The organism is Gilliamella sp. wkB108 (genome assembly GCF_001690195.1).
GTDB lineage: Bacteria > Pseudomonadota > Gammaproteobacteria > Enterobacterales > Orbaceae > Gilliamella > Gilliamella apicola_L.
Genome location: NZ_LZGM01000078.1, coordinates 82,926 through 109,152, shown reverse-complemented (window position 1 = coordinate 109,152; position 26,227 = coordinate 82,926). Strand labels below are relative to the sequence as shown.

The following is a 26,227-nucleotide window of genomic DNA, read 5'->3' as shown; positions in this document are numbered from 1 at the left end:
AATATGATGATTTACACATTAACACTTAATACAGCAATTGATATGAATATCCGTTGTCATGGACTTAATCCAAATTCGGTAAATCGTACATCACATACTGAATATAGTCCTAATGGCAAAGCCGTTAATGTATCAATTGTTTTACATAAATTTAATAAACCAACTTGTGCGTTAGGTTTCTTTGGTGGCTTTTCAGGAAAATATATCGTTGATGAATTAACAAAAAGACATATTAAAACCATGCCATGTTTTATTGACGATATTACGCGCATAAATGTTTTTATTAATGACGGACAAGATGAGTATAAATTGGTAGGTAAAGGGCCTTTTGTTCCTGATGGTAAAAAAATAGAGATGCTCGCTGTTATCGAATCACTTGATAATGACAGTTACTTGGTCATTAGTGGTAGTTTACCTAATAACGTTGAACCTGAATATTACGACTCAATTTTAAAATTATGTCAAAGCAAAAATATCCAAGTGATTCTGGATATTAGTCATCCTAAATTAAAAGATTTACTTGCATTTAATCCTTTACTAATAAAACCTAATGATGATGAGTTAAAGGAAATTTTTGGTTTAGAGACCCAAACAACCGAACAAGTCATCACTGCATTAGAAACGGTACATACACAAGGAGCAAAAAATATTTTACTTACTATGGGGTCAAAAGGAATGTTCTTTTCCAATGGTAAGCACATTTGGTTTTGTAATGCCGTTATGATAAAACTTGTTAGTTCGGCTTGTGCAGGAGATTCATCGCTTGCTGCATTTTTAAGTGAATGGTTACCTGAACAACAACATGTTGAACAAGCTATGAAAAAAGCCTCCGCAACCGGAGCCAACGTTGCCGAATCGGACGGATTAGGTTTAATGGATAAAATTACTACTTATATGCAACAACTGAAAGTTACGCAAATTAAATAAAGTGATAACGATGAAAAATATTAGCGATAACAGATTGGCTTATAGTTATCGCTAATACACATTATGACAAAAAAAGTAGTAAAATTTTAATCATCACATAAAATCAAAGTAACGGAAACAATTTCAAAAAAATATAAAGTTAAAAATATTCATCTTTATCAAAGATAATATATAATACAAACTTGTAAGAAGTTATTTTATCTGCATTGATAAAATTAGACAGATAATAAACTTAACCTTTGGGTATGATTGAATTTGAAAAGGATAGCAAGATGAAATACTTTAATAAGGCTAATAAATTTATTTGTTTAATGATATTAACTCTGACATCTGGCATTTTATCAGGTTGTGAAGCGTTTCGTGATAGAATACTACAACAGGGAAAAGTAATTTTCTATGTTGAACCTAATGAAAATACACCTAGAGCTAAAGTTATGTTAGCGACTTATGAAAAGCCTTCTTGGTGGTATGATCCATTCGAATTCTATATCATCAGACATATTGATGATATTAATTCTTATTACACATATAAGGTAGAGTATTTGTATAACAGTAACCGTTATACTATGAATCCCACTAAAGTGAAAAATTTAGGTATAGATGTACAAATAGAAGGTAAAAATAAGCTCACAGAGGTTTATTTACCTGCCGAAACGGATGCTAAAATAACTCTTGGTTACCGTAACAAGAAGTGTGATGAAGAAATACACGTTGCATTTAACAGGCATAAGCAATACATTTTATCTGCAGATCAAGATGGTTCAAGGGGCTGTGGCTTTAAACTACATTTATATGAAATTATCACAGATGATAATTACAATAACTCTTTAAAACTATTAGAATAACAAAATTAATATAATCAACCACAAAATAGGTGTGTTAAAGATTATTTTTTTAATATCACTCGCAGATCTTCACCGGTCATCTTAGCCGATTCAAATCGAAAACTTGGTGCAAAAGCGAGTTGGTATAAATTTGGAAGAATGCACATATCCATCGCATTATGACCAAGTAATTTAGGTGCATAATAGATAATGAGTTCATCAATCAGATTTTGTTCAATTAATGCTCCAGCAAGATGCGCGCCAGCTTCAACCCAAACTGAATTTATCTGTTTTTCACCTAAGATCATTAATAATTGCTTCAAATCAATATAATTTTGAGCTGACGATTCAACGATCAATTTAGTGTTGGGCCTATCTATTGGTATTTTTTGCTTTCTTACAACCCATGTTTCGCCTTGCTGTTTAAACACATTTTCTTGGCCGGTTAGTCGCTGTTGACTATCAATAATAATACGAATAGGTTGGCGAATATTTTCAGGATGATAAATCTTTTTTATTTCCTCGGGTAACTCAGCATACCTAACGGTTAAACTTGCATTATCAGCTTGTACTGTCGCGCAAGTACTTAAAATACAACTTGCTTGCGCGCGAAATTGTTGTACATCACTTCTGGCAATGTTTGATGTTATCCATTTACTTTCACCAGATGCCATTGCAATTTTACCATCAAGAGAGGTGGCGAGTTTAAGTTGTACATATGGTATGCCAGTACGCATACGTTTTAAAAAACCTTTATTGAGTGATTCAGCCTGATCGGATAAAACCCCAACAGTCACATCAATACCCACATCTTTTAATCGTTTAATACCATTACCCGCAACGTTAGGATTTGGATCTTGCATAGCAATAACAACACGTTTAATGCCAGATTTGATAAGTGCATCAGCACAAGGAGGAGTTCTACCGAAATGACTACATGGCTCTAATGTCACATAGGCTGTTGCTTGTTTGGCTTTGTCGCCAGCCATTTGCAAAGCATACACTTCAGCATGTGGTTCACCAGCTTTTTGATGATAACCTTTACCGACAATCTGATCATCTTTAACAATAATGCAACCCACATTTGGATTAGGCGTAGTAGTAAAACAACCAAGTTTAGCAAGTTCAATTGCTTGTTGCATATAAAACTGATCTTTATTATAAGTCATAGTCATTTAATTGATTATTTTTGTTGTAACTTCGCAATTTCATTACTAAATTGTTCTATATCATCAAAACTAAAGTAAACAGATGCAAAACGAATATATGCAACTTTATCGAGATTTTTAAGCTCTTCAATTACATAATTACCAATTAATTTAGCGGGTACTTCACGCTCACCAGTAGCCCTAATTTTTGATTTTATTCGTGTCACAGCATCTTCAATGGCATCAAAACTCACTGGGCGTTTTTCTAAAGCACGTTTCATGCCATTACGCAGTTTATCTTCATTAAATGGTTCGCGAACTTTATTACTTTTGATGACATTTGGCATAATCAACTCAGCCACTTCAAAGGTAGTGAAACGTTCATTGCATTCAACACATTGTCGTCTACGACGAACTTGAAATCCTTCACCAACAAGACGTGAATCAATGACTTTTGTATCATCTGCATTACAAAACGGACAGTGCATAAGAATATCCCTATAATGACATAATTTTTACTTACAATAGCTGAAAATATTGATTTAAACAAGATGTTAGTTAATACCTAACGAATTGTTATTTTAGATAATAGCTAACTTTTAAATAATATCCTTTTTTGAAATTTGTTAGTTACTATATTTTTTAATATATATCAGTTAGTTATACATTTAACTTTTATGTTCTAACAACATGGTGGCATTTTCAGCATCAGTAATTAACGTTGTAATTAACCCACTTTTTAACGTAGCTAAGATAGCATCAAATTTATGAATACCCCCTGCAACAGCTATCACTTGAGGAACTTTTTTTACCTGTTTTACTGTTATACCAAATCCTAAATCATCAAGTGGTGAAGTTAGTACATTACCTTTTTTATCTAATGGAATGGTGCAAATATCAGCACAGACATCTTTTTTAAATAGATTATCCTTCCATTGTTGTGGCAAGGCGGTATACATACATGAAGAAGGTGTTGTCCAACTACCTATCCCTGTAATTAGTACATCAAGATCATCAAATTTCTTTCTTACTTCACTCACTCCAGTCTGCATTCTAAGCTGTTTTGCAGTCTCTTTATCTTCAACCCACATAGGTAAATATATAGGATAAGCCTTACCTTTACTCACCTTAGCAATACGTTGAACTAAACCTATAGAATTTTGCTCAAAATCAATATTAGGATATGCACCTGTTGTTTGTACCACTTCAAGCGGAGGCAAAGTTTTTAAAGAACGAGCCGTTGAACATAATACTTTTCCCCAGGCTATACCGATTTTCATATTCATCTCAAGGGATTCTTCCAAATAGGAAGCGGCAAGTCTTCCTAATTTTTCATTTAATGACATTTGCGGATCATTAATACCATATGAGTTAGATTGAACAATCACATTTTGCAATTTAAATTTTTGGCAAAGTTTATTTGATAAGGTCGGATCGATATCCGTTTGTTCGGCAATAGTAAAAGTAACCAATTTACTTTCAATTGCATCATTAATTAATCGTGCCACTTTAAACCTTGACATACCTGTCTCTTCAGCTATTTGGCTTTTTGTTTTTCCATCTAGAAAAAACATCTTTGAAACAATAATACATTTAATACGATGTAATGGTTGTTCTTGTGCCATTTTATGATTCCTTATCATTCTGTAATTATCTTTTTTGATGCAATCACTGTATCTGTAAATATAAATATTTTATACGATTATTGTCTGATTTACTTTGTTAAATATCTAAAACTATCGCGAATAATGTCGATATTATCATAACAAAAGACTGACTCAAAGTTGTTGCCTATCCCTAAATATCTAATTGTAATTTAAAACAATTTAACCAATAAGATGCAATTTATCGAATATTTTTGCTCATTTGTTGACTTCGATCACACAAATGAGTAAAAAATATTTTTATTTAATTTTTATTGACTATAATCGAGCCAAAACACAGCAAAACGCTAAGTATATTAAGGAGAATATTTTGATCAAAATATTAATTGCAACTCATAGTCATTTATCTTCAGCGCTGAAAGATGCCGTAGAACTTATTTGTGGGGAATCGCAACACATTGAAATAATGTCACTTTATCATGAAACGAGTATTGAGGAGTTTACCCAAGCTGTAGCAAAAACGATCGAAACTTCAATTAAACAAGGTGAGAGTGTTTTAGCTTTGGTTGATATCTATGGAGCGAGTCCTTTCAAAGCTTGTGCATTAAGTTCTAAAAATATTGATCCTGAAAATTATCGAATCATTTCTGGTGTTAACTTGCCGATGGCAATTGAAGCAGTTATGTCACGCCACCTCACTTTAAATGAATTATACGTATCTGTCTTACAGACAGGGAAAGAAAGTATCAAAGAATTTTTCAATGAGTTGAAATAATTAAGAAAAGGAAGCTATTACAATGAAAAATATCGTATTTACAAGAATAGATGACCGATTGATCCACGGACAAGTTATGACTGCGTGGTTGAGCAATACCAATGCCAATGAGATTGTTATCATTGATGATGAAGTCGCACAAGATGAGTTTATCAAAATGGTAATGTTAGCTGCTGTTCCTCAAGGCATTCATGTAGAAATTTTAACCGTTGATGAAGCTGTGCAATATTTATCTGGTGAAGATAAAGGAGGCAGAATCATTATTCTAGTTAAAAATCCATTTACTATCAATGAATTACTTCAAAAAGGTATAACTATCAAAGAACTTAATGTTGGCGGAATGGGATTAAGAGGAAACCGAAGCCAAGTCTATCGAAATATCTCAGCCTCAGATGATGAAAAAGATATTTTCAAAAAGATGATCGAACAGAAGATAGTTATCAATATCCAAGTTATTCCATCTGATAGCAAAATTGACATTAGCAAATACTTATAATCTTAAATCGAGGATTTATTATGGAAATATCATTTATTCAAGCCATTCTCATTGGCATCATCTATTATTTAGGTGTTAATGGGACGCCTTGGTTAACTTTACTAGGTAGTACTATTTTAAATAGACCTTTAATTTGTGGCACCATGGTAGGTGTAGTACTAGGCGATCCAATGCAAGGCTGTATTATTGGTGCTGCAATCAATTTACCTTACTTAGCTTATATTTCAGCTGGGGGAACCGTTCCTGTCGATCCGGGTCTTGCTGGAACATTAGGTACCGCTTTAGCTTTAGTCTCAGGTGTCGATCCACAAGTGGCCGTTACCTTAGCCGTGCCAATTGGATTACTTGGTACAGTTATTTGGATTATCCACATGACTGTTGATATTAGCTTCCTGCATATGGTTGATAAGGTTGCAAGTAAAGGTGATGTCAATAATCTTGGACGAATACATCTCTTTTTCCCACAAGTATTTTTATTTATTATTTCTGTCATTCCGGTAGCACTTATTGCTTATTTTGGCGCGGATGTCATTCGCTCATTGTTAAGTTCAATTAGTGGTAAGCCATTACATGTTTTACAAGTTATTGGTGGTGTATTACCTGCTCTTGGTATCGCAATGATTCTTAAATCAATTAATAGCTCTAATACAATGATCTTTTATGCTTTAGGGTGTCTATTAGCTGTCTATTTCAATCTTCCAATCATCGCCTTAGCTGTTTTTGGATTTATCGTTGCCTTTATTTACACTCAACTTTTTTTCAAAAATAACTAATTATAAGGAATATTAAAATGAATACAGAAAATACCAAATTACCCGCTAAATCATTAACCAAAAGTGATGTTAAAAAAGCATTTTGGCGTTGGACTTTTGCATCACATTCAAATTATAACTATGAACGGTTACAGTCTACCGGTTTTGCTTACTCTATGGTGCCGGTTTTAAAACGTTTATACGCTGATAATCCGGAAGAGTTACAAAAAGGTTTAACCAGACATTTAGAATTTTTTAATACTGAACCCCATTTTGGTGGCATCATCCATGGTATGACCATCTCGTTAGAAGAACAAATGGCAAATGGCAGTCCAATTAAAGGGGAAAATATTAATGCGTTAAAAACAGGTTTAATGGGACCTTTAGCTGGAGTGGGTGATACCTTGTGGCAAGGTACGATTGTTCCAATATTTCTTTCATTCGCCATTAGCCTTTCTTCAACCAATGGTAGTTTACTTGGACCTATTTTTTATATCATTGCTATGTTTATCACCATGTTATCCATTGCCTATATTCTATGGATGAAAGGTTATTATCTTGGTAAAGAAGGTGTTCAAAAACTATTGGCTGGACATGCGCTTAAAAAAGTTATGATGACCGCTCAAATATTAGGAGCCATTGTAATAGGAGGATTAACCGTCGCCTATGTATCTTTATCAACACCATTAAGTTTTTCTGCCGGTGAATCAGTTCTTCACGTTCAGGGTGATGTACTCGATAAATTATTTAAAGGGTTATTACCTATCGCTATCACATTATTGTCACTTCATTTTTTGAATAAAAAAATGAAATCAACCACAGTGTTATTGATCTTAGTTTTAATATCAGGAATTGGAGCTGCGATAGGAATTTTTTAAATGGTGTAAAACGAATTTATATTTGAAATTGATTAAACTTAAGTGAGGACAAAATGTCAGACATGTGTAAAGCTGCTGTATTTACGGGTGTAGGTAAGATAGAAATTATAGATATTAAAAAACCGGTTCCCAAATCAAATGAAGTGCTTGTGAAACTTAAAGCTTGTGCGATTTGTACTTGGGAACAGCGTGTTTATCAAGGAATTAATAAAGTCGATTTTCCATTTATTGGTGGTCATGAAGAATCTGGTGTGATTACCGCAATTGGGGAAGATATTGATCCTAAGTTATGGAAAGTAGGAGATCGGGTTGTTGTGGGTCTTATGACTTCCTGTGGTGTTTGCCATAACTGCCGTATAGGAGAAGAAGGTTGTTGTACTAACTTCAACTATGAAAATAGAATTGGTGGATTAGATATTAAAGGTATGGGTGGTTTTTCTGAGTATTTAGCCGTCCCTTTAAGTAAGATATTCAAAATTGAAAGCGATCTTAGCGATGAAGAAGCGGCACTTGTTGAGCCATTATCGTGCGTTGTTCATAGTGTTAATATGGTAGATATAAAATTCTCTGACTCCGTTGTTGTTGTTGGTGCTGGGATCATGGGGGTTTTCCATGCAATGTTGGCAAGATTGAAAGGTGCGAGAGTAATCATTGTTGAACCTAATGATCAACGATTAGACTTTATGCGAAAACTGGGGTTCAATGAGTGCATTAATCCTAGCAAACAAAACGCAATTGAAGCGGTTAAATCTCTTACTAATCAAGAAGGCGCCAATATTGTTTTCAATACAGTGGGGGTATCTAAACTTGCAGAAGAATCCGTAGAGATGAGCGCTTTATATGGTAAAGTTATTTTGTATAGTTCCTATCATCCTGATACTCCAATTAGTTTAAGTCCTAATCGTTTACATCGTCGAATGACCGAAGTTATTGGTAGTGCTAATTCTAATACCACGGATTTTATTACAGCACTAAACATACTTGATCATAAAATTATTGATGTAAAACAACTTATTTCAAAAGTTGTACCATTTAAAGACATTGAATATGGCATCAAAGAAGGCATTTCACCTTTAACCTATAGAGTTGTCGTGAAATTTGACTAGCCATCAATTATTACAGGACTAAATGATAATGTACATTGAACAAATAAAAACTGAACTTAAACAATCTGCAGATGTATTGGATAAATTTATTAATAATCCTACTCATCTACAACGCGTTAACGATGCAGCGATTATGATTGCAAACGCTTTTAAATCTGGACGTAAAATATTTTCTTGTGGCAATGGAGGATCACATTGTGATGCCATGCATTTTGCAGAGGAATTAACCGGTCGTTATAGAGAAAATAGACCTGCTTACCCCGCCATTGCTATTTCAGATGTGAGTCATATCTCTTGTGTGAGTAATGATTTTGGTTATGATGCAATATTTTCACGATATTTAGAAGGTGTTGCGCAAAAAGGAGATATACTTCTTTGTTTATCTGGTTCAGGTAATTCCAAAAATATTATCCAAGCAATGAAAACTGCAAAACAGCTAGGATTAAGCACAATTGCCCTAACTGGCAACGATGGTGGTTTAATGGCACCACTTGCAGATTTGGAAATTCGCGTTCCACATCATGGGTACGCAGATAGAATTCAAGAGATACATATTAAGGTTATTCATATCTTGATTATGCTAATTGAATTTGAAATGGAAAAAAGATAAGCGTGTCAGTTTACAAAAAATATACCTTCCCTTTGATCACAAAAGGAAGGTATTTGTTGTGATGACTATTTTGCTATTTTCATTAAGAATAGCAAAAAAATTACCAATCTAATTTAATTAAAAAATCACGTAACTTGGTAAAATCATTAGGCATATAGTGAGAAAGTAACGTCATATCTGCTCGTTTAGCAAGTGCTTTTGGTAATGAAATTGATTTACCAAGAATAGTTTCAACCACCTCTTTGAATTTCGCTGGATGTGCAGTACCTAAAAATAACCCGTACTCACCTTCTTGTAGCTGATCACGTAAAGCTCGATATGCAATGGCCCCATGTGGTTCAGATAAATAACCTTTATGATCGAGTTCTCGCACCGATTGCGTTGCTACTTCATCTGACACAGCTGCATGTCCCAATGATTTTAATACCCAACCCTCTCGTTTATAGATCTCTTCAATACGAGGCCAATTATTTGGTTGGCTAACATCCATCGCATTGGATAAAGTCGCCACAGTTGCATGTGGTTCCCATTTACCTGTCTCTAAGTAACGAGGAACAGTGTCATTAGCATTTGTCGCCGCTATAAAACGTTTAATAGGTAAACCCATAGTTTTAGCCAGTAAGCCTGCTGTTAGATCTCCAAAATTACCGCTAGGAACAGAAACAACAAGTTGTTCTCGTTGTTTTGGTGTGAGTTGAGCATAAGCTTCAAAATAATAACTAATTTGTGCAAGTAATCTGCTAATGTTAATAGAGTTTGCTGAATTTAACCCAATGGTAGTTTTTAATTCTTCGTCATCAAAGGCCTGTTTCACCAGTGCTTGACAAGCATCAAAATCACTTTGAATTGCGATAGTATGGATATTGTCACCAAGTGTACAAAATAACTTTTCTTGTAATGGACTGATTTTTCCTTCTGGATACAAAATTACCACGCGTATATTAGGAAGATGATAAAAAGCATGGGCAACAGCAGCACCGGTATCTCCTGATGTCGCCGTTAAAATGGTAATTTTTTTGTCGGCAGCAACTTGAACTAATGCTTGTGCCATAAATCGTCCACCAAAGTCTTTAAATGCTAGGGTTGGTCCATGAAATAACTCTAATGAGCCAATATCGGTTTCGATTGATTTTACAGGTGCTGGAAACTGAAAAGCGTTTTTGACTAACCTTAACATATCTTCATTGCTGATCTCATCACCAATAAAAGCTGATAAGATTTTGGCACTTCGCGTAACAAAATCAAGTTCCAGTAGTGATTCGATTTCGCTAGCAGAAAATTTAGGTAAATCTTGGGGGAAGAACAGCCCTTGTCCCTTACCAAGACCTTGTTGCACAGCTTGTGCAAAACTAACTTGCTCTGAGTGATCTTTTAAATTGTACAATTTCATAATATATTCCGATAATCTTTAAGCTTAACTGTTTACTTTTGTTATAACAGTTTCATCTGTTATTAAAAAGTTGGGATTTTTCTAATTTAACCCAACATCCTTTATGTCAAATTAATCTCAAATAACTCTTGCACCTTGTGTATCAATTTTACAAATATGAGTAAATCCATCTTCATTTTGTAAATAATAGCTTTTGAGCAATAATTCAATTTGTTGTGCTGTTTCAAGTTTATCGGCAACCACAAACATTGTTGGTCCAGAGCCTGAGATCCCTGAAGCTAATGCACCGAGTTGTTTGACTCGTTTTTGTGTCTCATCAAAATTTGGTAATAATTGTTTACGATAAGGTTCTGCAATATTATCACAAAGCATTGCTGCCGCTAGTTTGGGTTGCTGCGTATAACAAGCATGAACAAATCCGCCTACATATCGGCCATGTGCGACACAATCAGCTTTTTGATATTGAGCAGGTAAAATCGCGCGTGCTTCTGCGGTTGAAACTTTAATGCCTGGATAAGCCATTATCCAATACCAATCGTCAAACAATGGAATTGATTCACTAATTATACCCATTTCATCAAGTATGAGTTGCATTCCACCTAGATAACATGGTGCCACATTATCATAATGCACACTTCCAGAAATACGCCCTTCAAGTTCACCCATCATGGTCAGCATTTCAAATTCATTAAACGGCTTATCAAAAAACTCATTTAAAGCAACCAATGCACCCACAACAGAGCAAGCACTTGATCCTAACCCTGAACCAATTGGCATATTTTTTTCAAGGATAATATTAACAGGCAATTTTTTGCCAATAGCTTTACAAAAACGTTGCCAACATTGGTAGACAATATTGTATTTAGGATCGCGCGGTAGCTTTTTGACAAACTGTCCTTTGCTGGTGAGATTAAATTCAGTTGATGATTCAACCGTAATACAGTCTCCAAGCATTGCGCCACTAATCGGATTAATGGCAGCACCAAGAATATCAAAGCCAACACTTATATTCGCCATTGAAGCAGGTGCATAAACAGTTAAAGATTTATGACTCATTTAACCTCCGATTTTACCTGAAGTCGTTCTTAGAATATCAGCAAAAACACCAGCAGCTGTTACATCATTTCCTGCACCATAACCTCGTAGAACAAGTGGAATTGGTTGATAATAACGAGTATAAAATGCTAATGCATTTTCTCCATTTTTGACTTTAAAAAGAGGGTCTTCACTATCAACAGTTTCAATTTTTACGCTACACTGGTTGTTTTCAATGCTACCTACATAACGTAATACTTTGCCTTCTTTTGCGGCTTGCTCTGATTTTACTTTGAATTCGCTATCCAATTGTGGCAATTTAGCCATAAATTCATCAATACTACCTTGTGAGTATTGTGTCGGTAAAACTGATTCCACTTTGATCTGATCTAACTCTAATTGTAACCCAGCTTCTCGCGCTAAAATTAATAGTTTTCTAGCAACATCGGTACCCGATAAATCATCTCGAGGATCAGGTTCTGTAAAGCCTTTTTCTTTTGCTAGTTTAGTTGCTTCTGACAGAGACATACCTTCATCAAGTTTACCAAAGATAAAAGAAAGTGAGCCAGATAAGATACCGGAGAATTTAATCAGTTCATCTCCAGCATTAAGTAAATTTTGCAGATTTTCAATAACAGGTAATCCCGCCCCCACATTTGTATCATACTGAAATTTACGTTTACTTTTTGCTGCTTCTTGGCGTAGGCGTAAGTAATAGGCCATCGAACTTGTATTAGCTTTTTTATTCGGTGTAACTACATGAAATCCATTAGCGAGAAAATCGGCATATTTATCAGATACTTCACTACTTGATGTACAATCAACTAATATTGGATTAAGTAATCGATTTTTCTTAGCAAAATCAATAATTCCATCTAATGAATAGGGTGTATCACTTTGTTTAATTTTTTCACGCCAATTAGTTAAATCAATTCCATCTCTGCTAACAATACTATGTTTTGAATTAAACAATCCACAGACATGTAAATCAATTTGTTTGTTTTTAAGCCATGGTTGTTGACGACTGATTTGATCAACCAACGCACCGCCGACACCACCAACTCCAATAACAAAAACATCTAACATTTTATCAGTTCCAAAAAGAACTTGGTGAACAACTCGCACGCCGATAATAGCAACATCATTATCGACTACGACTGAAATAGAACGTTCAGAAGAGCCTTGTGCGATAGCAACTATATTAATATTGGCTCTGGCTAGTGCCGTGAAGAAATTAGCAGATAAACCACGTAAAGTTCGCATTCCGTCCCCAACCACAGAGATGATAGCAAGTTTTTCAATCACTTCTATCGGTTCAAGTAATCCATCTTTTAACTCTAAATAAAACTCTTCGTTGAGCGCTTCTTCTGCACGACAAAGTTCCGCTTGAGGTATACAAAAACTGATACTATATTCAGATGATGATTGGGTAATAAGTACCACAGAAATTCCTGAATAAGACATAGCTGAAAAAACCCGCGCAGACATGCCCACCATTCCTTTTAATCCTGGACCGGATACATTAATCATTGCCATGTTGTTTAAATTAGTTATCCCTTTTACTGGTGTTGTTGAATCAACTACATTGGCGCCAATTAATGTTCCTGGTGCATCAGGATTATTAGTATTTTTAATTAAGCAAGGTATTTGAAATTGAGCAATAGGTAAAATCGTTCTAGGGTGGAGAACTTTGGCTCCAAAATAAGAGAGTTCCATAGCTTCTTGATAGGACATAGTTTTAAGTAATTTAGCATCCGGTACAATACGAGGATCGCAGGTATAAACACCATCGACATCAGTCCAAATTTCACAACAACTGGCACGCAAACAAGCTGCTAAGACCGAAGCGGAATAATCAGATCCATTTCGACCAAGTACGACCAATTCCCCTTTTTCGTTACCAGCTGTAAAACCAGGCATTAAAATAATATCTTCTTGAGGTATTTGCATTTCATTAATGCGACGGGTAGATTCAGTAATATCCACCGTTGATTCTAAATAATCACCCTGTGCAAGTAACATTACCACCGGATTAATTACAGTAACAGCATGTCCTTTTGCTTTTAGCAGTTCTTGCATTATTGCAATTGATAATTTTTCACCACGACAAATAATCGAGGCGTTAATGCTATCGGGACATTGCCCTAACAGACGAATGCCTTCAAGTAATTGCTTAACATGATTTAATTCATTCAATGCAAAACGTTTCATCTCGTGGTAAGCAAAATTAGGTTGTGCTTTTGAAAGTCCTTCTAACAGATCAGCAAAGATTTTTTCAGCATCATAAATATTATTGTGAATATCTTGCCCGGCAACCGTTTTTTCAACCATTGCAACTAAATGATTAGTAATTTTTGCTGGAGCAGATAGAACCGTTGCTGTCTGCTCTTGCTTAGCATTATTTTCAATAATCTCTGCAACACGCAAAAAGCGTTCTGCGTTAGCAACAGATGTTCCTCCAAATTTTAAAACTTTCATATCACACCTTTATTTATTATTTTAATTTATGCCCTTTACAATTCAAAATACCTAACATCGAAGTTATCGATAAGTATTTAGTGAATTTTTATAGTACTAAATCCTAACACCATAAATTTCTCATTTAATCTTGTTTAATATTATTGATGATAAATTTTTCGTTGCTGACAAAAGAAAAAACCCGCCTTTTTTGGCGGGTTTCTTGATATTTTTTAGGAAAAATCAACCCGCCCTATATTTCATAATAGTGCCGAAGGTGCCAATAATACCTAAAATACTCATTACGGTTGTCATTTTTTTCCTAAGCTATTTTATCAATCAAATCTCTAAACAAAACAGCCCGACATTTTCATGTCAGGCTGTAATTTTAAAAAACCTTTTTACTATTTTCGTATTCGTTGACCACTTTATTTAACGCTTGATAGATACTTTCAGCATCTTGTTTATTCAATGCTTCATCAAGGATGTTTAAATACGATAACATGACTTTTTGATTATCTTCAGCAAATTGCGGAGATATTTCCTGATCTTCATATAACATCACATACGTGCGCGCGAATCCAAACACCAGAAAATACACCGCTGCATTTTTTGGATCTTCTTGAATTAATGTTTGCATAGCTTTACGTAATTTTACGTAAGTATCTGTTCCAGGCAAACTTGTCGCAAATGTTTTCGTTACTTCAGAAAATGTCATTGCAATAAACCTCTATCAAATTTACAAGGGAAAAGCATAGCAATCCATTAGCATAAGTGCAAGTCTATTTTGTTTGCTAAACACAATTTTTTACAAACTTAATTTATGTATCTGCACTTATTATTTAATGCAGATACTGTACTTTTTATTGTTATTGAGCTTATTTATATACCGAAAGACCAGCTTGTGCCTGTGCAACGGGCATTATTTCAATCGAATTAACATTAAAATGGGAAGGTGTATTTACTAGCCATGATACCGTGTTTGCTATATCTTCTGCTGTTATATATTCAACACCTTGATATACCTTAGCGGCTTGGGCATCATCACCATGAAATCTTACATTTGAAAATTCAGTACCACCGCATAAACCTGGTTCAATATTAGTTACTCTTACTTTTTTTCCGAGTAAATCAGTACGTAAATTAGCACTAAATTGTTTAACAAATGCCTTAGATGCCCCATAAACATTACCACCTTTATAAGCATAAGTACCAGCAACAGAACCGAGATTAATAATATAACCGAAGTTACGCTCCACCATGCTTGGCAAGATTTGATGAGTTAAATGTACTAATCCGATTATATTAGTATCAATCATAGTCTGCCAGTCATTATAATCAGCTTGATATGCCGGCTCTAAACCAAGCGCTAAACCAGCATTATTCACTAAAATATCAATAGGTTGAAAATCTTTAGGTAATTGTAGCAAAATAGATTCTACTGCATCTTTTTTGGTTACATCCATGGTTAATGGGCAAAATTTGTGACCCAATTCATCAGCTAGTTTTTGTAATTTATCTGCTCGTCGAGCAACGCCTATGACTTTATAACCATCCGCAATTAATTTACGGCATATAGCTTGACCAAAACCCGATGAAGCACCTGTAACGAGAGCTGTGTTCATAATAAATCTCCTTGTAACATTAAATTACCATTTAACTATATTCTTGTCGTGTCTCAAATCACAGATAAAAGTAGCAAATATAGAAAAATATACTAAAACGTATAGTTAACCTGAAACATCTTTACAAGAATTTTAAATTGAAGTTAACAAAAACCCGCCAATTAAGCGGGTTGATGTTTTAAATTTCATTTGGCAACTTCTTCAGACAGTTCTTCATCTTTTAGCGGAACAATTAACGTATCAATATGAGTATTATTAATAAGTTGACGAGCCGAAGACATTAATTTACTCCAGAAATCTTGATGGTGACCGCAAACAACAAGATCAGCACCATATTCTTGAATTGCTTCAATTAGTACTTGTCCAAATTCGCCATTTCCTGAAAGAGTATGAGCAATAGGATAACCTGCATCATCGGCAAGTTTATTCAATGCAATATGCGCATCTTCAGTTATTCTATCTTTCATATCATTCATATTAATATCCACCAAACCAGTATAAAGATCGGAATAGTTAATACCAACGTGAATCAATGATATTTGAGCATTATATGGCCTTGCCATAGAAACTGCTTTTTCGACAAGAACTTCGCTTTCTGGTGATAAATCAACTGCGACTAAAATATGTTTGTAAGCCATGATACTTTACTCCTTCCTCTTTTGACGCTCTGGTTAAATTCAAATTTGATACTCTATATTTACTACTAAATCAGTTTTTGAGCAAGCCAAAAAAGTGATGCAGATAACAAAATTGATATCGGAAGTGTTAAAATCCATGTTAATGCAATATTTTTTATGGTTTTACTTTGTACGCCTCCACCATCAACGATCATTGTTCCCGCGACAGATGAAGAGAGAACTTGAGTTGTTGATACTGGCATTCCGGTATAACTTGCAATACCTATAGATAACGCAGTGGTAATTTGAGCCGACACACCTTGTGCATAAGTCATACCTTTCTTACCAATTTTTTCACCTATCGTAATAGCAACGCGTTTCCAACCTATCATTGTCCCGACAGCTAACGCAGATGCAACTGCAATAATTATCCAAATCGGTGCATATTCGACGGTTTTAAGAAGATCGTTGTTCAGTGATTTTAAATATTGTTTGTCTTCTGGGGTTACATTAGGCTGTTTAGCAACATGGGAAACCGTATCTGATAAACAAAGTAAAATACGTCTTGCTTGTAGACGCTGATCGACACTTAATGCTTCATAATCATTAAGCTTATTAAATAAAGAATTAGCTATGTTTAATGTGGTAAATGAACGAGAATAGTCACAATGATATTTATTCAAATCACTGACAGGAACCGTATTATCTACTGCTGATTGTTTACCGATAACAGTATTAAGTTCGTCATTATGATTAATAAAATACTCTTCAATATTGTGAATCGCATTACGTGTATAAGTAATTTCGTAGGTAGATGCACTCATATTTACAATAAAACCAGCTGGAGCAATGCCCATTAAAACAAGCATTAATAGACCGATACCTTTTTGTCCATCATTAGCGCCATGCGAAAAACTAACCCCAGCAGCAGATATAATTAACATTATACGTATCCAAAATGGCGGTTTTTTCTTTCCGTATAGTTTTTCACGTTGCTCTGGCGTCATAAAAATACGTTCTCTTTTTTTGCTACTTTTTTTACTTTGCCCTCTTCGTGTCCAATATTTGCGAAGTAAAAAAATCATCAAACCAGCAATAACTAGTCCCACAACGGGAGATATAATTAAGGATAGAAAAATTTGGATCATCTTAGGGATATTAAGTGCATCAATAATTGATGTGTCCATAATAAATGCATTAGCAAGTGCGACGCCAATAATCGAACCAATCAATGTATGCGAACTAGAAGCAGGAAGACCAACATACCATGTACCCAAATTCCAGATAATGGCTGAAAGTAAGATTGAAAATACCATAGCCAGACCATGGGTAGAACTTACATTAAGTAAAAGATCGGTTGGTAAAAGATGAACAATTGCATAAGCGACACTAAGCCCACCAAGCAGTACACCAAAAAAATTAAACATCCCAGCCATAAAAACAGCAAGTTGTTCTTTCAATGCCCTAGTATAAATAACTGTTGCAACAGCATTGGCTGTATCATGAAAACCATTAATGGCCTCATAAAAAAGGACAAATAGCAACGCTACGACTAATAATGCAATGGTCGAAAACTCTAAATCAGCAAATAGATGAAACATAATATATCTTTCTGTTGTTAATAGCGGGACTATTATCCTTGAGAATAGGATAATGAGCAAAACAATTTTTACATTTTTCGTTTAACGTTTAGCATAACGAGCGGCTAGAAAAGCACAAATCATTAATTGGATTTGATGAAAGATCATTAATGGTAAGATCATTATCCCCATTATAGACATTGGAAAAATAACACTTGCCATGGGAATACCACTGGCTAAGCTTTTTTTAGAGCCACAAAATACAATGGTGATCTCATCTTCTTTATTAAATCCCAACAACCTAGAACAATAAGTTGTGAAGAGTAATACAATCGTGAGTAATAAAATAGAAAAAAAGATAATTTTTAGCAGTGAGATAAAACTAATTTGTGACCAAATACCATTAGCAACTGCATCGCTAAAGGCAACATAAACCACTAGTAAAATTGACATACGATCGGTTTTTGAAATTACACTTTTATATTTATCTACCCATTTACCAATGAAACGCCTTGATAAATGACCAATAATAAAAGGTAACATTAACTTTAACATAATAGATGTTATTGCATCCATGATATTCATTGAACCAGCAGCTTGTGTATGCATCAATAGCCCGACTAAAAGTGGGGTAATGAAAACGCCTAACAAGGTTGATGCAGAAGCACTACAGATAGCTGCGGCAACATTTCCTCTGGCAATTGAAGTAAAGGCTATGGCTGATTGAACTGTTGCAGGTAAGACACACAGATATAAAAAACCTAAATAAATCTCTTGAGATAAAACGCGGGGTACTAACAATTGCATCATCATTCCCAATAGAGGAAAGATAACAAATGTAGTAATAAAGATGATTAAATGTAATCGCCAATTTTTTATTCCAACTACTATTGCTTGAAACGAAAGTTTGGCACCATGCATGAAAAACAACAAGCCAATAGCAAAAGTAGTTAAATATTCAAAAATAACTTTAGTTTCACCTTTACAGGGAAACAAACTCGCCAAAATGACAACACAAATTAAAACTAATAAAAATGTGTCAATCTTAAAACGTTGTAGTATGTTCATTGTTATCAGCGTGATTGATTAAAAAAATCGCCACAGATGTGGCGATATAATTAATGGGTAATAAATTATTCTAAAAAACTTCGAAGTACATCAGAACGACTTGGATGACGTAATTTACGTAACGCTTTGGCTTCTATTTGACGTATACGCTCACGTGTAACATCAAACTGTTTACCCACTTCCTCAAGCGTATGATCGGTATTCATATCAATACCAAATCGCATACGTAATACTTTAGCTTCTCGTGGTGTTAAGCCCGACAATATATCACGCGTTGCACTACGCAAACTTTCTGAAGTGGCTGCATCTAAAGGTTGTTCTAGTGCAGTATCTTCAATAAAATCACCTAAATGTGAATCTTCATCATCACCAACCGGTGTTTCCATTGAGATTGGTTCTTTAGCGATCTTCAACACTTTGCGGATTTTATCTTCTGGCATTTGCATGCGTTCGGATAACTCCTCTGGCGTTGGTTCGCGACCTATCTCTTGTAACATTTGACGTGAAATACGATTTAATTTATTAATCGTTTCAATCATATGTACTGGAATACGGATTGTCCTTGCTTGGTCAGCAATTGAACGTGTAATAGCTTGTCTGATCCACCAAGTTGCATAAGTTGAGAATTTATAACCTCGACGATATTCAAATTTATCGACAGCTTTCATTAAACCAATATTACCTTCCTGAATAAGATCTAAGAACTGTAATCCTCGATTGGTATATTTTTTAGCTATGGAGATCACCAGACGTAAGTTAGCTTCAACCATCTCTTTTTTGGCTCGACGTGCTTTAGCTTCACCAATTGACATACGTCTATTGATATCTTTAATTTGCTCGATCGAAAGATTGGTTTCGGTTTCAATTTGTTGTAAAAGATTTATTTGAGCCATAATTGGTTCTTCAAATTCTTTTAAGCTTGCAACGAACGCACCTTTAGCCGTTAACGCCTTTTTATACCAGTTCATGTTATTTTCATTACCAGTAAAATGCGTCATAAACTGTTTTTTAGGCATTTTGCATTGTTCGACACAGATTTTCATAATGACACGCTCATGCGCTCTTACTCGATCCATCATACTTCTCATGTTATTAACAAGTATGTCAAACTGTTTGCCAACTAAACGGAACTGTTTAAAGATTTCAGATAAGTTTTCAATCTCTTGTTGCGCTTTTTTATGCGCTCTTCCATATTTTTTGATAGCTTCAGACGTTTTGTCATGTTGCTCTTTTAACTCAGCAAATTTAGCTCTGGCAACTTCTGGATCAATAGAAACATCATCTTCAGCAGATGAATCACTTTCTTCATCTTCGCTTTCGTCATCACTGTCATCAATATCGATTTCAGCATCACTTTCTTCTAAATCTTCTGGTAACTCTTCTGTCGACTCTTCAGCATTTGGATCAACAAATCCAGTAATTAAATCAGATAACCGCACCTCGCCTGTTTCAATTAAATTATACTGTTCTAACAGGTAAGTGATGGCTTCTGGGTATTCTGAGACAGAAGTTTGAACTTGATTGATCCCATCTTCAATTCGTTTGGCTATATCAATTTCGCCTTCACGTGTTAGTAGTTCTACTGCACCCATTTCACGCATATACATACGTACAGGGTCTGTTGTTCGGCCTATTTCTGATTCTACATTAGATAGTACTAATGCAGTTGCTGCTTCAACGGCTTCTTCATCAGGGACATTATCTGAAAGTAATAACTCATCAGAATCAGGGGCTTCTTCAAGAACTTGAATCCCCATATCATTAATCATTTGGATAATATCTTCAATCTGATCTGAATCAATAATCTCTTCAGGCAAGTGATCGTTGACATCAGCATAGGTCAAGTATCCTAACTCCTTACCTCGAATGATTAGGAGTTTAAGCTGTGATTGAGAATTTTGCTCCATAAAAGGTATCCACTTTTAGTTATTCGGTCATGTATATTTAATATGTAGAATAAAATATGTTGTTCTACACATACTCTGTATATTTAGTCTTTTTTTGATAAAACAAGTATTAACGTCGCTAATTCTTTTTTCTCTGCGGTACTTAAGCCCGAGACTCTCTCTTTTGCGATTAATTCGTCTTGCCTTTGGGCAAGTATATTATCATATAACTCTTTTAAAGTATGAGAAAAAATTGTGGCTATTTCATCATCTTGGTAATGAGACTCCCATGTTGCCAAACGGTTTAATTGTTTATAAAACGGTCTGTCGATACATTCCGTTAATAGTTGTGCAGTAGTTATATTTGGATAACGTTGACATAATTCAAGTAGTTCAATCAAAATTTCGATGCCAGCAAGTTTAACTTGGCGAATGGTATCAAGATCTGAAACTTGCTTGGCAAGATTGGGATATTGAATCAATAAACCTATCAAGATACGCATCGTAGTTAACTTCATATTTGATGCTGGTGCTGTTTCAACCCTTTTTCCGTCATTCTTATAACGGTTTGAAGAGATCAACTGTTCAATTTGCGATACTTCAAGTAATCCTAAATAATTACCTAATTGTTGTAATAAGTTCAATCGAAATGCTTTAGCTTTAACCTGCTCAAGTAATGGCAAAGCAAGTGAGCTTAACTTGGCCTTCCCTTCTGCCGTTTTTAAATCTACTTGTTTCAATAATTCATCAAATAAAAATTTGGATAAATTGGGAGCTGATTTTAAATAATCTTCAAAACCTTCTTTGCCAATTTTACGAACTAAACTATCCGGATCTTCGTCTTGTGGTAAAAAAGCAAATGTTATATCTTTACCATCAATCAGACAAGGTAATAATACATTCAATGCTCGCCAAGCTGCACTGCGACCAGCATTGTCACCATCATAACAAAATATGACAGAATCTGTTGCTCTGAACAAAAGTTTAATATGTTCTTCTGAGGTTGCAGTGCCTAAAGCAGCAACAGCATAATCAATACCATATTGGGCAAGAGAAACAACATCCATATAGCCTTCAACAATCATCAATTGCTTCGGATTGCGATTAACTTCTTGAGCTTCATAAAGTCCATATAACTGGAAACCTTTATGGAAAATAGGTGTTTCAGGTGAATTTAGGTATTTTGCTGAATCATTAATGATCGTGCGACCACCAAACGCAATCACATTACCTTGTCGGTCACGAATCGGAAACATAATTCGCCCACGAAAGCGATCATATTGATTACCACCACCATTATTAACTGACATTCCGGCTTTATCATAAAGGATAGCGTCATCTTTTGTTTTAACTATATTTTGAAAAGTTAGCTGTCTTGAATTAGGTGCAAAACCAATTTTATATCGAGCGATAATTTCAGAATTAAGTCCTCGTTGAGCAAGATATTGCTTAGCATCTGTTGATGTAGGCAGCGCTAACTGCTGTTGGTAAAAATTTGTAGCTTTTGCCATCAGCTCATAGAGATCACGACGCATGTTTCGCGATTCTATCTGTTTTGCTTGATCGTATTGATTGTTACTATCGGTTGTATAAGGGACACGAACCCCTTGCATACTAGCTAATTCTTCAATTGCTTCCGGGAAGGATAGACGTTCATATTGCATTAAAAAATTGACAACAGAACCTGAAGCGCCACATCCGAAACAATAATAGATTTGCTTTTTTTCGTTTAACGAAAAGGAAGCCGTTTTTTCATCATGAAAAGGACAACAACCAAAATAGTTATTCCCTTTTTTTTTCATTTTAACGCGTTTGCTGATCACATCAAGGATGTTAGTGCGAGCAATCAAATCGAGAATAAAATCGTTAGGAATAAGACCTTTCATGACAAAATTTCACTAAGATTGATATTACACATAGACAACAAGCCGTAAAGATGTACGGCTTGTTAAAATTCTTTATATTAAAAATATAATAAATTGATTTTTAGTATAAATATTAGTATAGACGAGTGCGACGAGCGTTTTCTCTTTCTAATTTTTTAGCATGGCGTTTAACAGCTGCTGCTTTTGCGCGTTTACGAATTGTTGTTGGTTTTTCGTAAAATTCACGGTTACGAACTTCTGCTAAAACTCCTGCTTTTTCGCAAGAACGTTTAAAACGACGTAATGCTACATCGAAAGGTTCATTTTCACGTACTTTGATTACTGGCATGTGCCTCTCACCTCAAATTTGTTTGATATCACAAGGAATTAAAAATTAGTGCCGAATTTTACCTCTAATTAACCCCTGTTGTAAAGTAAAATATCGAATTATTACTATCGAACAAATTGATTTGCTTATCCTTAGTCTACGTTTAATAATACAGCAAAAATTTTTGAAAATTTGTAGGAGTTTGTATGCCATCTTTTTTTGCTGGTCAATTTCCACAACGCCGTTTACGTCGCATCCGTGCGCACGATTTTAGTCGTCGTTTAGTTGCTGAAAATAGCTTAACTGTCAATGATCTGATTTATCCTGTTTTTATTGTTGAAGGTAAAAACGTGGTTCAAGGCGTTACCTCAATGCCAAAAGTTAATCGAATGAGCATTGACGTATTATTAAAAGAAGCTGAGCAAATAACTAAATTAGGAATACCCGTTATTTCATTATTTCCTGCCATTGAAGCATCAAAGAAATCACTCTTAGCAGAAGAAGCCTTTAATGAAAATGGATTAGTACCTAGAGCAGTACGCGCATTAAAAAAGGAGTTTCCTGAACTTGGCGTATTAACTGATGTTGCTCTTGATCCTTATACTATTCATGGACAAGATGGTATTACTGATGAGCAAGGTTATGTACAAAATGATTTATCAGTTGAAACTTTGGTTAAACAAGCATTAATGCAAGCCCAAGCTGGTGTTGATATTGTTGCTCCTAGCGATATGATGGATGGCCGTATCGGCGCAATCCGTCAGGAACTTGAAAAACAGGGTTTTGTTAATACACAAATCATGGCATATTCAGCAAAATATGCTTCAAGTTTTTATGGACCATTCCGCGATGCTGTTGGCTCAGCTAAAAATGTCAAAGGGGGTAACAAAAAAACTTATCAACTTGATCCTGCTAATAGTGACGAAGCACTGCAAGAAATCTATCAAGATCTTAGTGAGGGTGCTGATATGGTCATGGTAAAACCAGGCATGCCTTATTTAGATATTGTACGCCGTGTTAAAGAGACGTTCGCCGTACCAACTTTCGCCTACCAAGTTTCTGGGGAGTATGCCATGTTAAATGCAGCTATTAATAATGGTTGGTTAGATGAAAAAGCTGCGATTATGGAATCACTACTTTGTTTTAAACGCGCGGGAGCTGATGGTGTTTTAACCTATTTTGCAAAACAAGTCGCCCAATGGTTAAATAACTAGTATTCAAAATATTGTCATATGAGATCGACCTCTCTAATAACGAGGTCGATTTTATTAATTTATATAAATATTCATACAACTCTTTTTACTCAACTGCCCTCTTACATAACTTAATTTATAACCCTACTATCAATATCTTCATGGTAACGCTTTATTTAGCCTATTTAATAAGCCTGTATATTATAAAGCTCTATATTATTAATCTGAGTAATTACATCTATCAATGAAAGATGTAAAAAAGTTTCAGGAGAAGTATATGTTTATGTAAAAATCTGCTAATATTTGTGGCTATTAGTGATATGGAGGTAAAAAATGATTTATGAACTTGTACCAACTGAATTACATGATGAACTAAATGCCTTTCGTCATGATTTAGAAAAAATGACTCTACAGCACATTGAAACTTGTCCTTTTTGTGGAGAAAATAAATTCTATTTAATTCGTTCTAAACCAACGAGTACTTATCGTTGTAAAGCTTGCTATAAATATTTTACAATCGCCACTAATACACCTTTCAATCGTTTAACCCCCTTTAATTGGTTAGAAATTATTTTTATTAACCGAATCGAAAATAAAAGTTATCACTATATAGCTGAAAAAAAACTCGATTGTTCACTTGAAAAAATAATGCGTAGAGATCATGCCATTATTGAATATCTACATGCACATTATCCAGCGTTATACAGATGGTATATTGCTCATGATCAAAGTGATCTTACACCAACATTAGCTGAACAACATAAAGTAATTAATGACAAAATAACCGCGATATTAAATGAGAAGAACCCATCTTGTATACACTGTTCTTCTACCGATACCACCAAAGTGGGATCTAGAACGTGTTATCGATGTAAACGTTGTCGTCGTAGTTTTAATCTTTTAGGCGATACACCGTTAAATAGATTACCAAAGCCAGAATTATGGATAGAATTTATCAATTTAATGGTTGCAGGACAAAACAATATGCAGATTGGGAAAAAACTCAACCTTAACAGTAGTACAATTAGTAGCTGGCGTGCAATTTGGTGTGAGATGATGAAAATTTGGAACTGTGAAGCGCTTGCTATCTGGTGTAGTCGTCGTTAATATTATAGAAATATAAATTAAAATATCCAAATCTTAACGAATTATTAAACAATGAAATTAATAGAAGCTAAAATTATGAAAAAATATATTCCGTTATTATCTATCTTGTTATGTAGTAGCACGTTATTGATCACTGGTTGTGATAATAAAAAAACTTCTGATACCACAACATCTAACTCAACAGTTAGTAGTAATCCCGATTCTAATCCAAGCACTAAGCCTTCACCAGAATTATCGATTCCAGTTATTAATAGTTATCTTTTTCATACTGAACCTGAACTATTACCTTTTAGTAAGGCAATAAAACAGCAACATATCCAAAGCGCATCCTCTGATAAACTCATTAATTACAATGAGCAAGGCTTTGTAGCTAATTACAATTTAGATGGTTTACAAGCCGAAATCAATTATGATACTGCAAAATATATTTACGGTATGAAAGACACAAGAAGTGAGTATGCGATTACCTTCGATGCAAATAAAAATATTCTTGGTATGAAAAACGATCAAGATGATATTGTTGCTATCTCTGAATTTGATGAACAAGGACATCTGATCGAAACAACACTTTCACATTTTGCAGAGAATAATGTTATCTTCAAAAATCAAATTATTTATGATCAAGATCGTGTTGAACTTGTTTTATATAATGCTTATGTCCCTATTGATGAAAAAACCAAATTCCCGATTTTATCTCAAGAAAAAGATGTAGTTTATAATGCGAATAAGCAACTAGAAAAAACCGTGACTAAAACATTTAAACTAACATCAGATGGTAAAATTATTATCAATGACAAAAATGAACAAGAAGTCGAATTAACCGAAACTTGTAATTATTCAGATTATAATGAGAATAATGATTGGACTAAAGCTATTTGTGTTACCACTGGTGAGGAATCTAAAACCGTAAATCTAACCCGCACCATACAATATGAATAGGCTTTTAGCCTATTCAT

General features: G+C 34.6%; 25 protein-coding genes. 11 read left to right on the top strand and 14 right to left on the bottom strand.

What is annotated here, in order from left to right; genetic code table 11:
* The first annotated feature begins 6 nt into the window (after positions 1-6).
* Both pfkB and A9G11_RS08370 read left to right on the top strand, forming a co-directional pair.
* Positions 7-927 carry a 1-phosphofructokinase gene (gene pfkB / locus A9G11_RS08375; RefSeq protein ID WP_065619232.1) on the top strand — a complete coding sequence of 307 codons (921 nt, stop codon included), beginning with the start codon at positions 7-9 and terminating at the stop codon, positions 925-927.
* Positions 928-1,199: 272 nt separating this feature from the next.
* Positions 1,200-1,772, top strand: coding sequence for a hypothetical protein (locus tag A9G11_RS08370; protein ID WP_065619158.1), 573 nt, complete (start codon positions 1,200-1,202; stop codon positions 1,770-1,772).
* Positions 1,773-1,813: 41 nt separating this feature from the next.
* Here the strand turns inward: A9G11_RS08370 and ribD are convergent, their stop codons facing one another.
* The 3 genes from ribD to A9G11_RS08355 form a co-directional block, all read right to left on the bottom strand.
* The gene (gene ribD, locus A9G11_RS08365) at positions 1,814-2,920 is read right to left on the bottom strand and encodes a bifunctional diaminohydroxyphosphoribosylaminopyrimidine deaminase/5-amino-6-(5-phosphoribosylamino)uracil reductase RibD (RefSeq protein ID WP_176701253.1); all 1,107 of its coding nucleotides are present in this window, start codon (positions 2,918-2,920) and stop codon (positions 1,814-1,816) included.
* Between the two features lie 14 nt (positions 2,921-2,934).
* On the bottom strand, positions 2,935-3,387 hold the full coding sequence (gene nrdR, locus A9G11_RS08360; RefSeq protein WP_065619156.1) for a transcriptional regulator NrdR: 453 nt from the start codon (positions 3,385-3,387) through the stop codon (positions 2,935-2,937).
* Between the two features lie 180 nt (positions 3,388-3,567).
* Positions 3,568-4,524 carry a sugar-binding transcriptional regulator gene (locus A9G11_RS08355; protein WP_081298487.1) on the bottom strand — a complete coding sequence of 319 codons (957 nt, stop codon included), beginning with the start codon at positions 4,522-4,524 and terminating at the stop codon, positions 3,568-3,570.
* A gap of 349 nt (positions 4,525-4,873) precedes the next feature.
* On the opposite strand from A9G11_RS08355, the gene A9G11_RS08350 reads away from it, so the two are divergent.
* From A9G11_RS08350 to lpcA, 6 genes are read left to right on the top strand one after another with little or no spacing between them, the layout of a single operon-like run.
* Positions 4,874-5,278: a PTS sugar transporter subunit IIA gene (locus tag A9G11_RS08350; RefSeq protein WP_065619231.1), complete on the top strand. Its 405-nt coding sequence runs from the start codon at positions 4,874-4,876 to the stop codon at positions 5,276-5,278.
* A gap of 22 nt (positions 5,279-5,300) precedes the next feature.
* Positions 5,301-5,774, top strand: a complete 474-nt coding sequence (locus A9G11_RS08345) for a PTS system mannose/fructose/N-acetylgalactosamine-transporter subunit IIB (RefSeq protein ID WP_065619154.1) — start codon at positions 5,301-5,303, stop codon at positions 5,772-5,774.
* Between the two features lie 20 nt (positions 5,775-5,794).
* On the top strand, positions 5,795-6,547 hold the full coding sequence (locus tag A9G11_RS08340) for a PTS mannose/fructose/sorbose/N-acetylgalactosamine transporter subunit IIC (RefSeq protein WP_065619153.1): 753 nt from the start codon (positions 5,795-5,797) through the stop codon (positions 6,545-6,547).
* A gap of 17 nt (positions 6,548-6,564) precedes the next feature.
* Entirely contained in the window at positions 6,565-7,404 is an 840-nt protein-coding gene (locus A9G11_RS08335) for a PTS system mannose/fructose/sorbose family transporter subunit IID (protein WP_065619152.1), read from the top strand.
* Positions 7,405-7,457: 53 nt separating this feature from the next.
* Positions 7,458-8,510, top strand: a complete 1,053-nt coding sequence (locus tag A9G11_RS08330; protein WP_065619151.1) for a zinc-dependent alcohol dehydrogenase — start codon at positions 7,458-7,460, stop codon at positions 8,508-8,510.
* 28 nt (positions 8,511-8,538) lie between these two features.
* Positions 8,539-9,120, top strand: coding sequence for a D-sedoheptulose 7-phosphate isomerase (gene lpcA / locus A9G11_RS08325; protein ID WP_065619150.1), 582 nt, complete (start codon positions 8,539-8,541; stop codon positions 9,118-9,120).
* A 100-nt stretch (positions 9,121-9,220) separates the two neighbouring features.
* On the opposite strand, the gene thrC is transcribed toward lpcA, so the two are convergent.
* The 11 genes from thrC to rpsU form a co-directional block, all read right to left on the bottom strand.
* Complete coding sequence (thrC, locus tag A9G11_RS08320) at positions 9,221-10,510, bottom strand: threonine synthase (protein WP_065619149.1); 1,290 nt, start codon at positions 10,508-10,510, stop codon at positions 9,221-9,223.
* A gap of 117 nt (positions 10,511-10,627) precedes the next feature.
* Positions 10,628-11,566 carry a homoserine kinase gene (gene thrB / locus A9G11_RS08315; protein WP_065619148.1) on the bottom strand — a complete coding sequence of 313 codons (939 nt, stop codon included), beginning with the start codon at positions 11,564-11,566 and terminating at the stop codon, positions 10,628-10,630.
* Positions 11,567-14,023: a bifunctional aspartate kinase/homoserine dehydrogenase I gene (gene thrA, locus A9G11_RS08310; protein ID WP_065619147.1), complete on the bottom strand. Its 2,457-nt coding sequence runs from the start codon at positions 14,021-14,023 to the stop codon at positions 11,567-11,569. It abuts the gene before it with no gap.
* 367 nt (positions 14,024-14,390) lie between these two features.
* The gene (locus tag A9G11_RS08305) at positions 14,391-14,720 is read right to left on the bottom strand and encodes a hypothetical protein (protein WP_065619146.1); all 330 of its coding nucleotides are present in this window, start codon (positions 14,718-14,720) and stop codon (positions 14,391-14,393) included.
* Between the two features lie 160 nt (positions 14,721-14,880).
* Positions 14,881-15,627: an SDR family oxidoreductase gene (locus A9G11_RS08300; protein WP_065619145.1), complete on the bottom strand. Its 747-nt coding sequence runs from the start codon at positions 15,625-15,627 to the stop codon at positions 14,881-14,883.
* Positions 15,628-15,812: 185 nt separating this feature from the next.
* Positions 15,813-16,265: a universal stress protein UspA gene (gene uspA / locus A9G11_RS08295; protein ID WP_065619144.1), complete on the bottom strand. Its 453-nt coding sequence runs from the start codon at positions 16,263-16,265 to the stop codon at positions 15,813-15,815.
* A gap of 65 nt (positions 16,266-16,330) precedes the next feature.
* Positions 16,331-17,845, bottom strand: a complete 1,515-nt coding sequence (pitA, locus tag A9G11_RS08290; protein ID WP_065619143.1) for an inorganic phosphate transporter PitA — start codon at positions 17,843-17,845, stop codon at positions 16,331-16,333.
* Between the two features lie 81 nt (positions 17,846-17,926).
* The gene (locus tag A9G11_RS08285; protein WP_065619142.1) at positions 17,927-18,892 is read right to left on the bottom strand and encodes a bile acid:sodium symporter family protein; all 966 of its coding nucleotides are present in this window, start codon (positions 18,890-18,892) and stop codon (positions 17,927-17,929) included.
* 65 nt (positions 18,893-18,957) lie between these two features.
* Positions 18,958-20,799 (bottom strand): RNA polymerase sigma factor RpoD, encoded by a 1,842-nt coding sequence (rpoD, locus tag A9G11_RS08280; protein WP_065619141.1) that lies wholly within the window; start codon positions 20,797-20,799, stop codon positions 18,958-18,960.
* 83 nt (positions 20,800-20,882) lie between these two features.
* Positions 20,883-22,664, bottom strand: coding sequence for a DNA primase (dnaG, locus tag A9G11_RS08275; RefSeq protein ID WP_065619140.1), 1,782 nt, complete (start codon positions 22,662-22,664; stop codon positions 20,883-20,885).
* Positions 22,665-22,776: 112 nt separating this feature from the next.
* Positions 22,777-22,992 carry a 30S ribosomal protein S21 gene (gene rpsU / locus A9G11_RS08270; RefSeq protein ID WP_034882800.1) on the bottom strand — a complete coding sequence of 72 codons (216 nt, stop codon included), beginning with the start codon at positions 22,990-22,992 and terminating at the stop codon, positions 22,777-22,779.
* Positions 22,993-23,177: 185 nt separating this feature from the next.
* Here rpsU and hemB point away from each other — a divergent pair, with 185 nt between their 5' ends.
* The 3 genes from hemB to A9G11_RS08255 all read left to right on the top strand — a co-directional run bounded on the left by hemB (position 23,178) and on the right by A9G11_RS08255 (position 26,210).
* Complete coding sequence (gene hemB, locus A9G11_RS08265; RefSeq protein ID WP_065619139.1) at positions 23,178-24,185, top strand: porphobilinogen synthase; 1,008 nt, start codon at positions 23,178-23,180, stop codon at positions 24,183-24,185.
* 312 nt (positions 24,186-24,497) lie between these two features.
* Positions 24,498-25,271, top strand: coding sequence for a hypothetical protein (locus A9G11_RS08260; RefSeq protein ID WP_065619138.1), 774 nt, complete (start codon positions 24,498-24,500; stop codon positions 25,269-25,271).
* 75 nt (positions 25,272-25,346) lie between these two features.
* Entirely contained in the window at positions 25,347-26,210 is an 864-nt protein-coding gene (locus A9G11_RS08255; RefSeq protein ID WP_141674384.1) for a hypothetical protein, read from the top strand.
* Positions 26,211-26,227 lie beyond the last annotated feature (17 nt).

What these genes read in the sequence shown, in the direction of transcription:
- pfkB (WP_065619232.1), top strand. Translation starts at nt 7, where the DNA reads ATGATTTACACATTAACACTTAATACAGCAATTGATATGAATATCCGT.
- A9G11_RS08370 (WP_065619158.1), top strand. Translation starts at nt 1,200, where the DNA reads ATGAAATACTTTAATAAGGCTAATAAATTTATTTGTTTAATGATATTA.
- ribD (WP_176701253.1), bottom strand. Translation starts at nt 2,920, where the DNA reads ATGACTTATAATAAAGATCAGTTTTATATGCAACAAGCAATTGAACTT.
- nrdR (WP_065619156.1), bottom strand. Translation starts at nt 3,387, where the DNA reads ATGCACTGTCCGTTTTGTAATGCAGATGATACAAAAGTCATTGATTCA.
- A9G11_RS08355 (WP_081298487.1), bottom strand. Translation starts at nt 4,524, where the DNA reads ATGGCACAAGAACAACCATTACATCGTATTAAATGTATTATTGTTTCA.
- A9G11_RS08345 (WP_065619154.1), top strand. Translation starts at nt 5,301, where the DNA reads ATGAAAAATATCGTATTTACAAGAATAGATGACCGATTGATCCACGGA.
- A9G11_RS08340 (WP_065619153.1), top strand. Translation starts at nt 5,795, where the DNA reads ATGGAAATATCATTTATTCAAGCCATTCTCATTGGCATCATCTATTAT.
- A9G11_RS08335 (WP_065619152.1), top strand. Translation starts at nt 6,565, where the DNA reads ATGAATACAGAAAATACCAAATTACCCGCTAAATCATTAACCAAAAGT.
- A9G11_RS08330 (WP_065619151.1), top strand. Translation starts at nt 7,458, where the DNA reads ATGTCAGACATGTGTAAAGCTGCTGTATTTACGGGTGTAGGTAAGATA.
- lpcA (WP_065619150.1), top strand. Translation starts at nt 8,539, where the DNA reads ATGTACATTGAACAAATAAAAACTGAACTTAAACAATCTGCAGATGTA.
- thrC (WP_065619149.1), bottom strand. Translation starts at nt 10,510, where the DNA reads ATGAAATTGTACAATTTAAAAGATCACTCAGAGCAAGTTAGTTTTGCA.
- thrB (WP_065619148.1), bottom strand. Translation starts at nt 11,566, where the DNA reads ATGAGTCATAAATCTTTAACTGTTTATGCACCTGCTTCAATGGCGAAT.
- thrA (WP_065619147.1), bottom strand. Translation starts at nt 14,023, where the DNA reads ATGAAAGTTTTAAAATTTGGAGGAACATCTGTTGCTAACGCAGAACGC.
- A9G11_RS08305 (WP_065619146.1), bottom strand. Translation starts at nt 14,720, where the DNA reads ATGACATTTTCTGAAGTAACGAAAACATTTGCGACAAGTTTGCCTGGA.
- A9G11_RS08300 (WP_065619145.1), bottom strand. Translation starts at nt 15,627, where the DNA reads ATGAACACAGCTCTCGTTACAGGTGCTTCATCGGGTTTTGGTCAAGCT.
- uspA (WP_065619144.1), bottom strand. Translation starts at nt 16,265, where the DNA reads ATGGCTTACAAACATATTTTAGTCGCAGTTGATTTATCACCAGAAAGC.
- pitA (WP_065619143.1), bottom strand. Translation starts at nt 17,845, where the DNA reads ATGTTTCATCTATTTGCTGATTTAGAGTTTTCGACCATTGCATTATTA.
- A9G11_RS08285 (WP_065619142.1), bottom strand. Translation starts at nt 18,892, where the DNA reads ATGAACATACTACAACGTTTTAAGATTGACACATTTTTATTAGTTTTA.
- rpoD (WP_065619141.1), bottom strand. Translation starts at nt 20,799, where the DNA reads ATGGAGCAAAATTCTCAATCACAGCTTAAACTCCTAATCATTCGAGGT.
- dnaG (WP_065619140.1), bottom strand. Translation starts at nt 22,664, where the DNA reads ATGAAAGGTCTTATTCCTAACGATTTTATTCTCGATTTGATTGCTCGC.
- rpsU (WP_034882800.1), bottom strand. Translation starts at nt 22,992, where the DNA reads ATGCCAGTAATCAAAGTACGTGAAAATGAACCTTTCGATGTAGCATTA.
- hemB (WP_065619139.1), top strand. Translation starts at nt 23,178, where the DNA reads ATGCCATCTTTTTTTGCTGGTCAATTTCCACAACGCCGTTTACGTCGC.
- A9G11_RS08260 (WP_065619138.1), top strand. Translation starts at nt 24,498, where the DNA reads ATGATTTATGAACTTGTACCAACTGAATTACATGATGAACTAAATGCC.
- A9G11_RS08255 (WP_141674384.1), top strand. Translation starts at nt 25,347, where the DNA reads ATGAAAAAATATATTCCGTTATTATCTATCTTGTTATGTAGTAGCACG.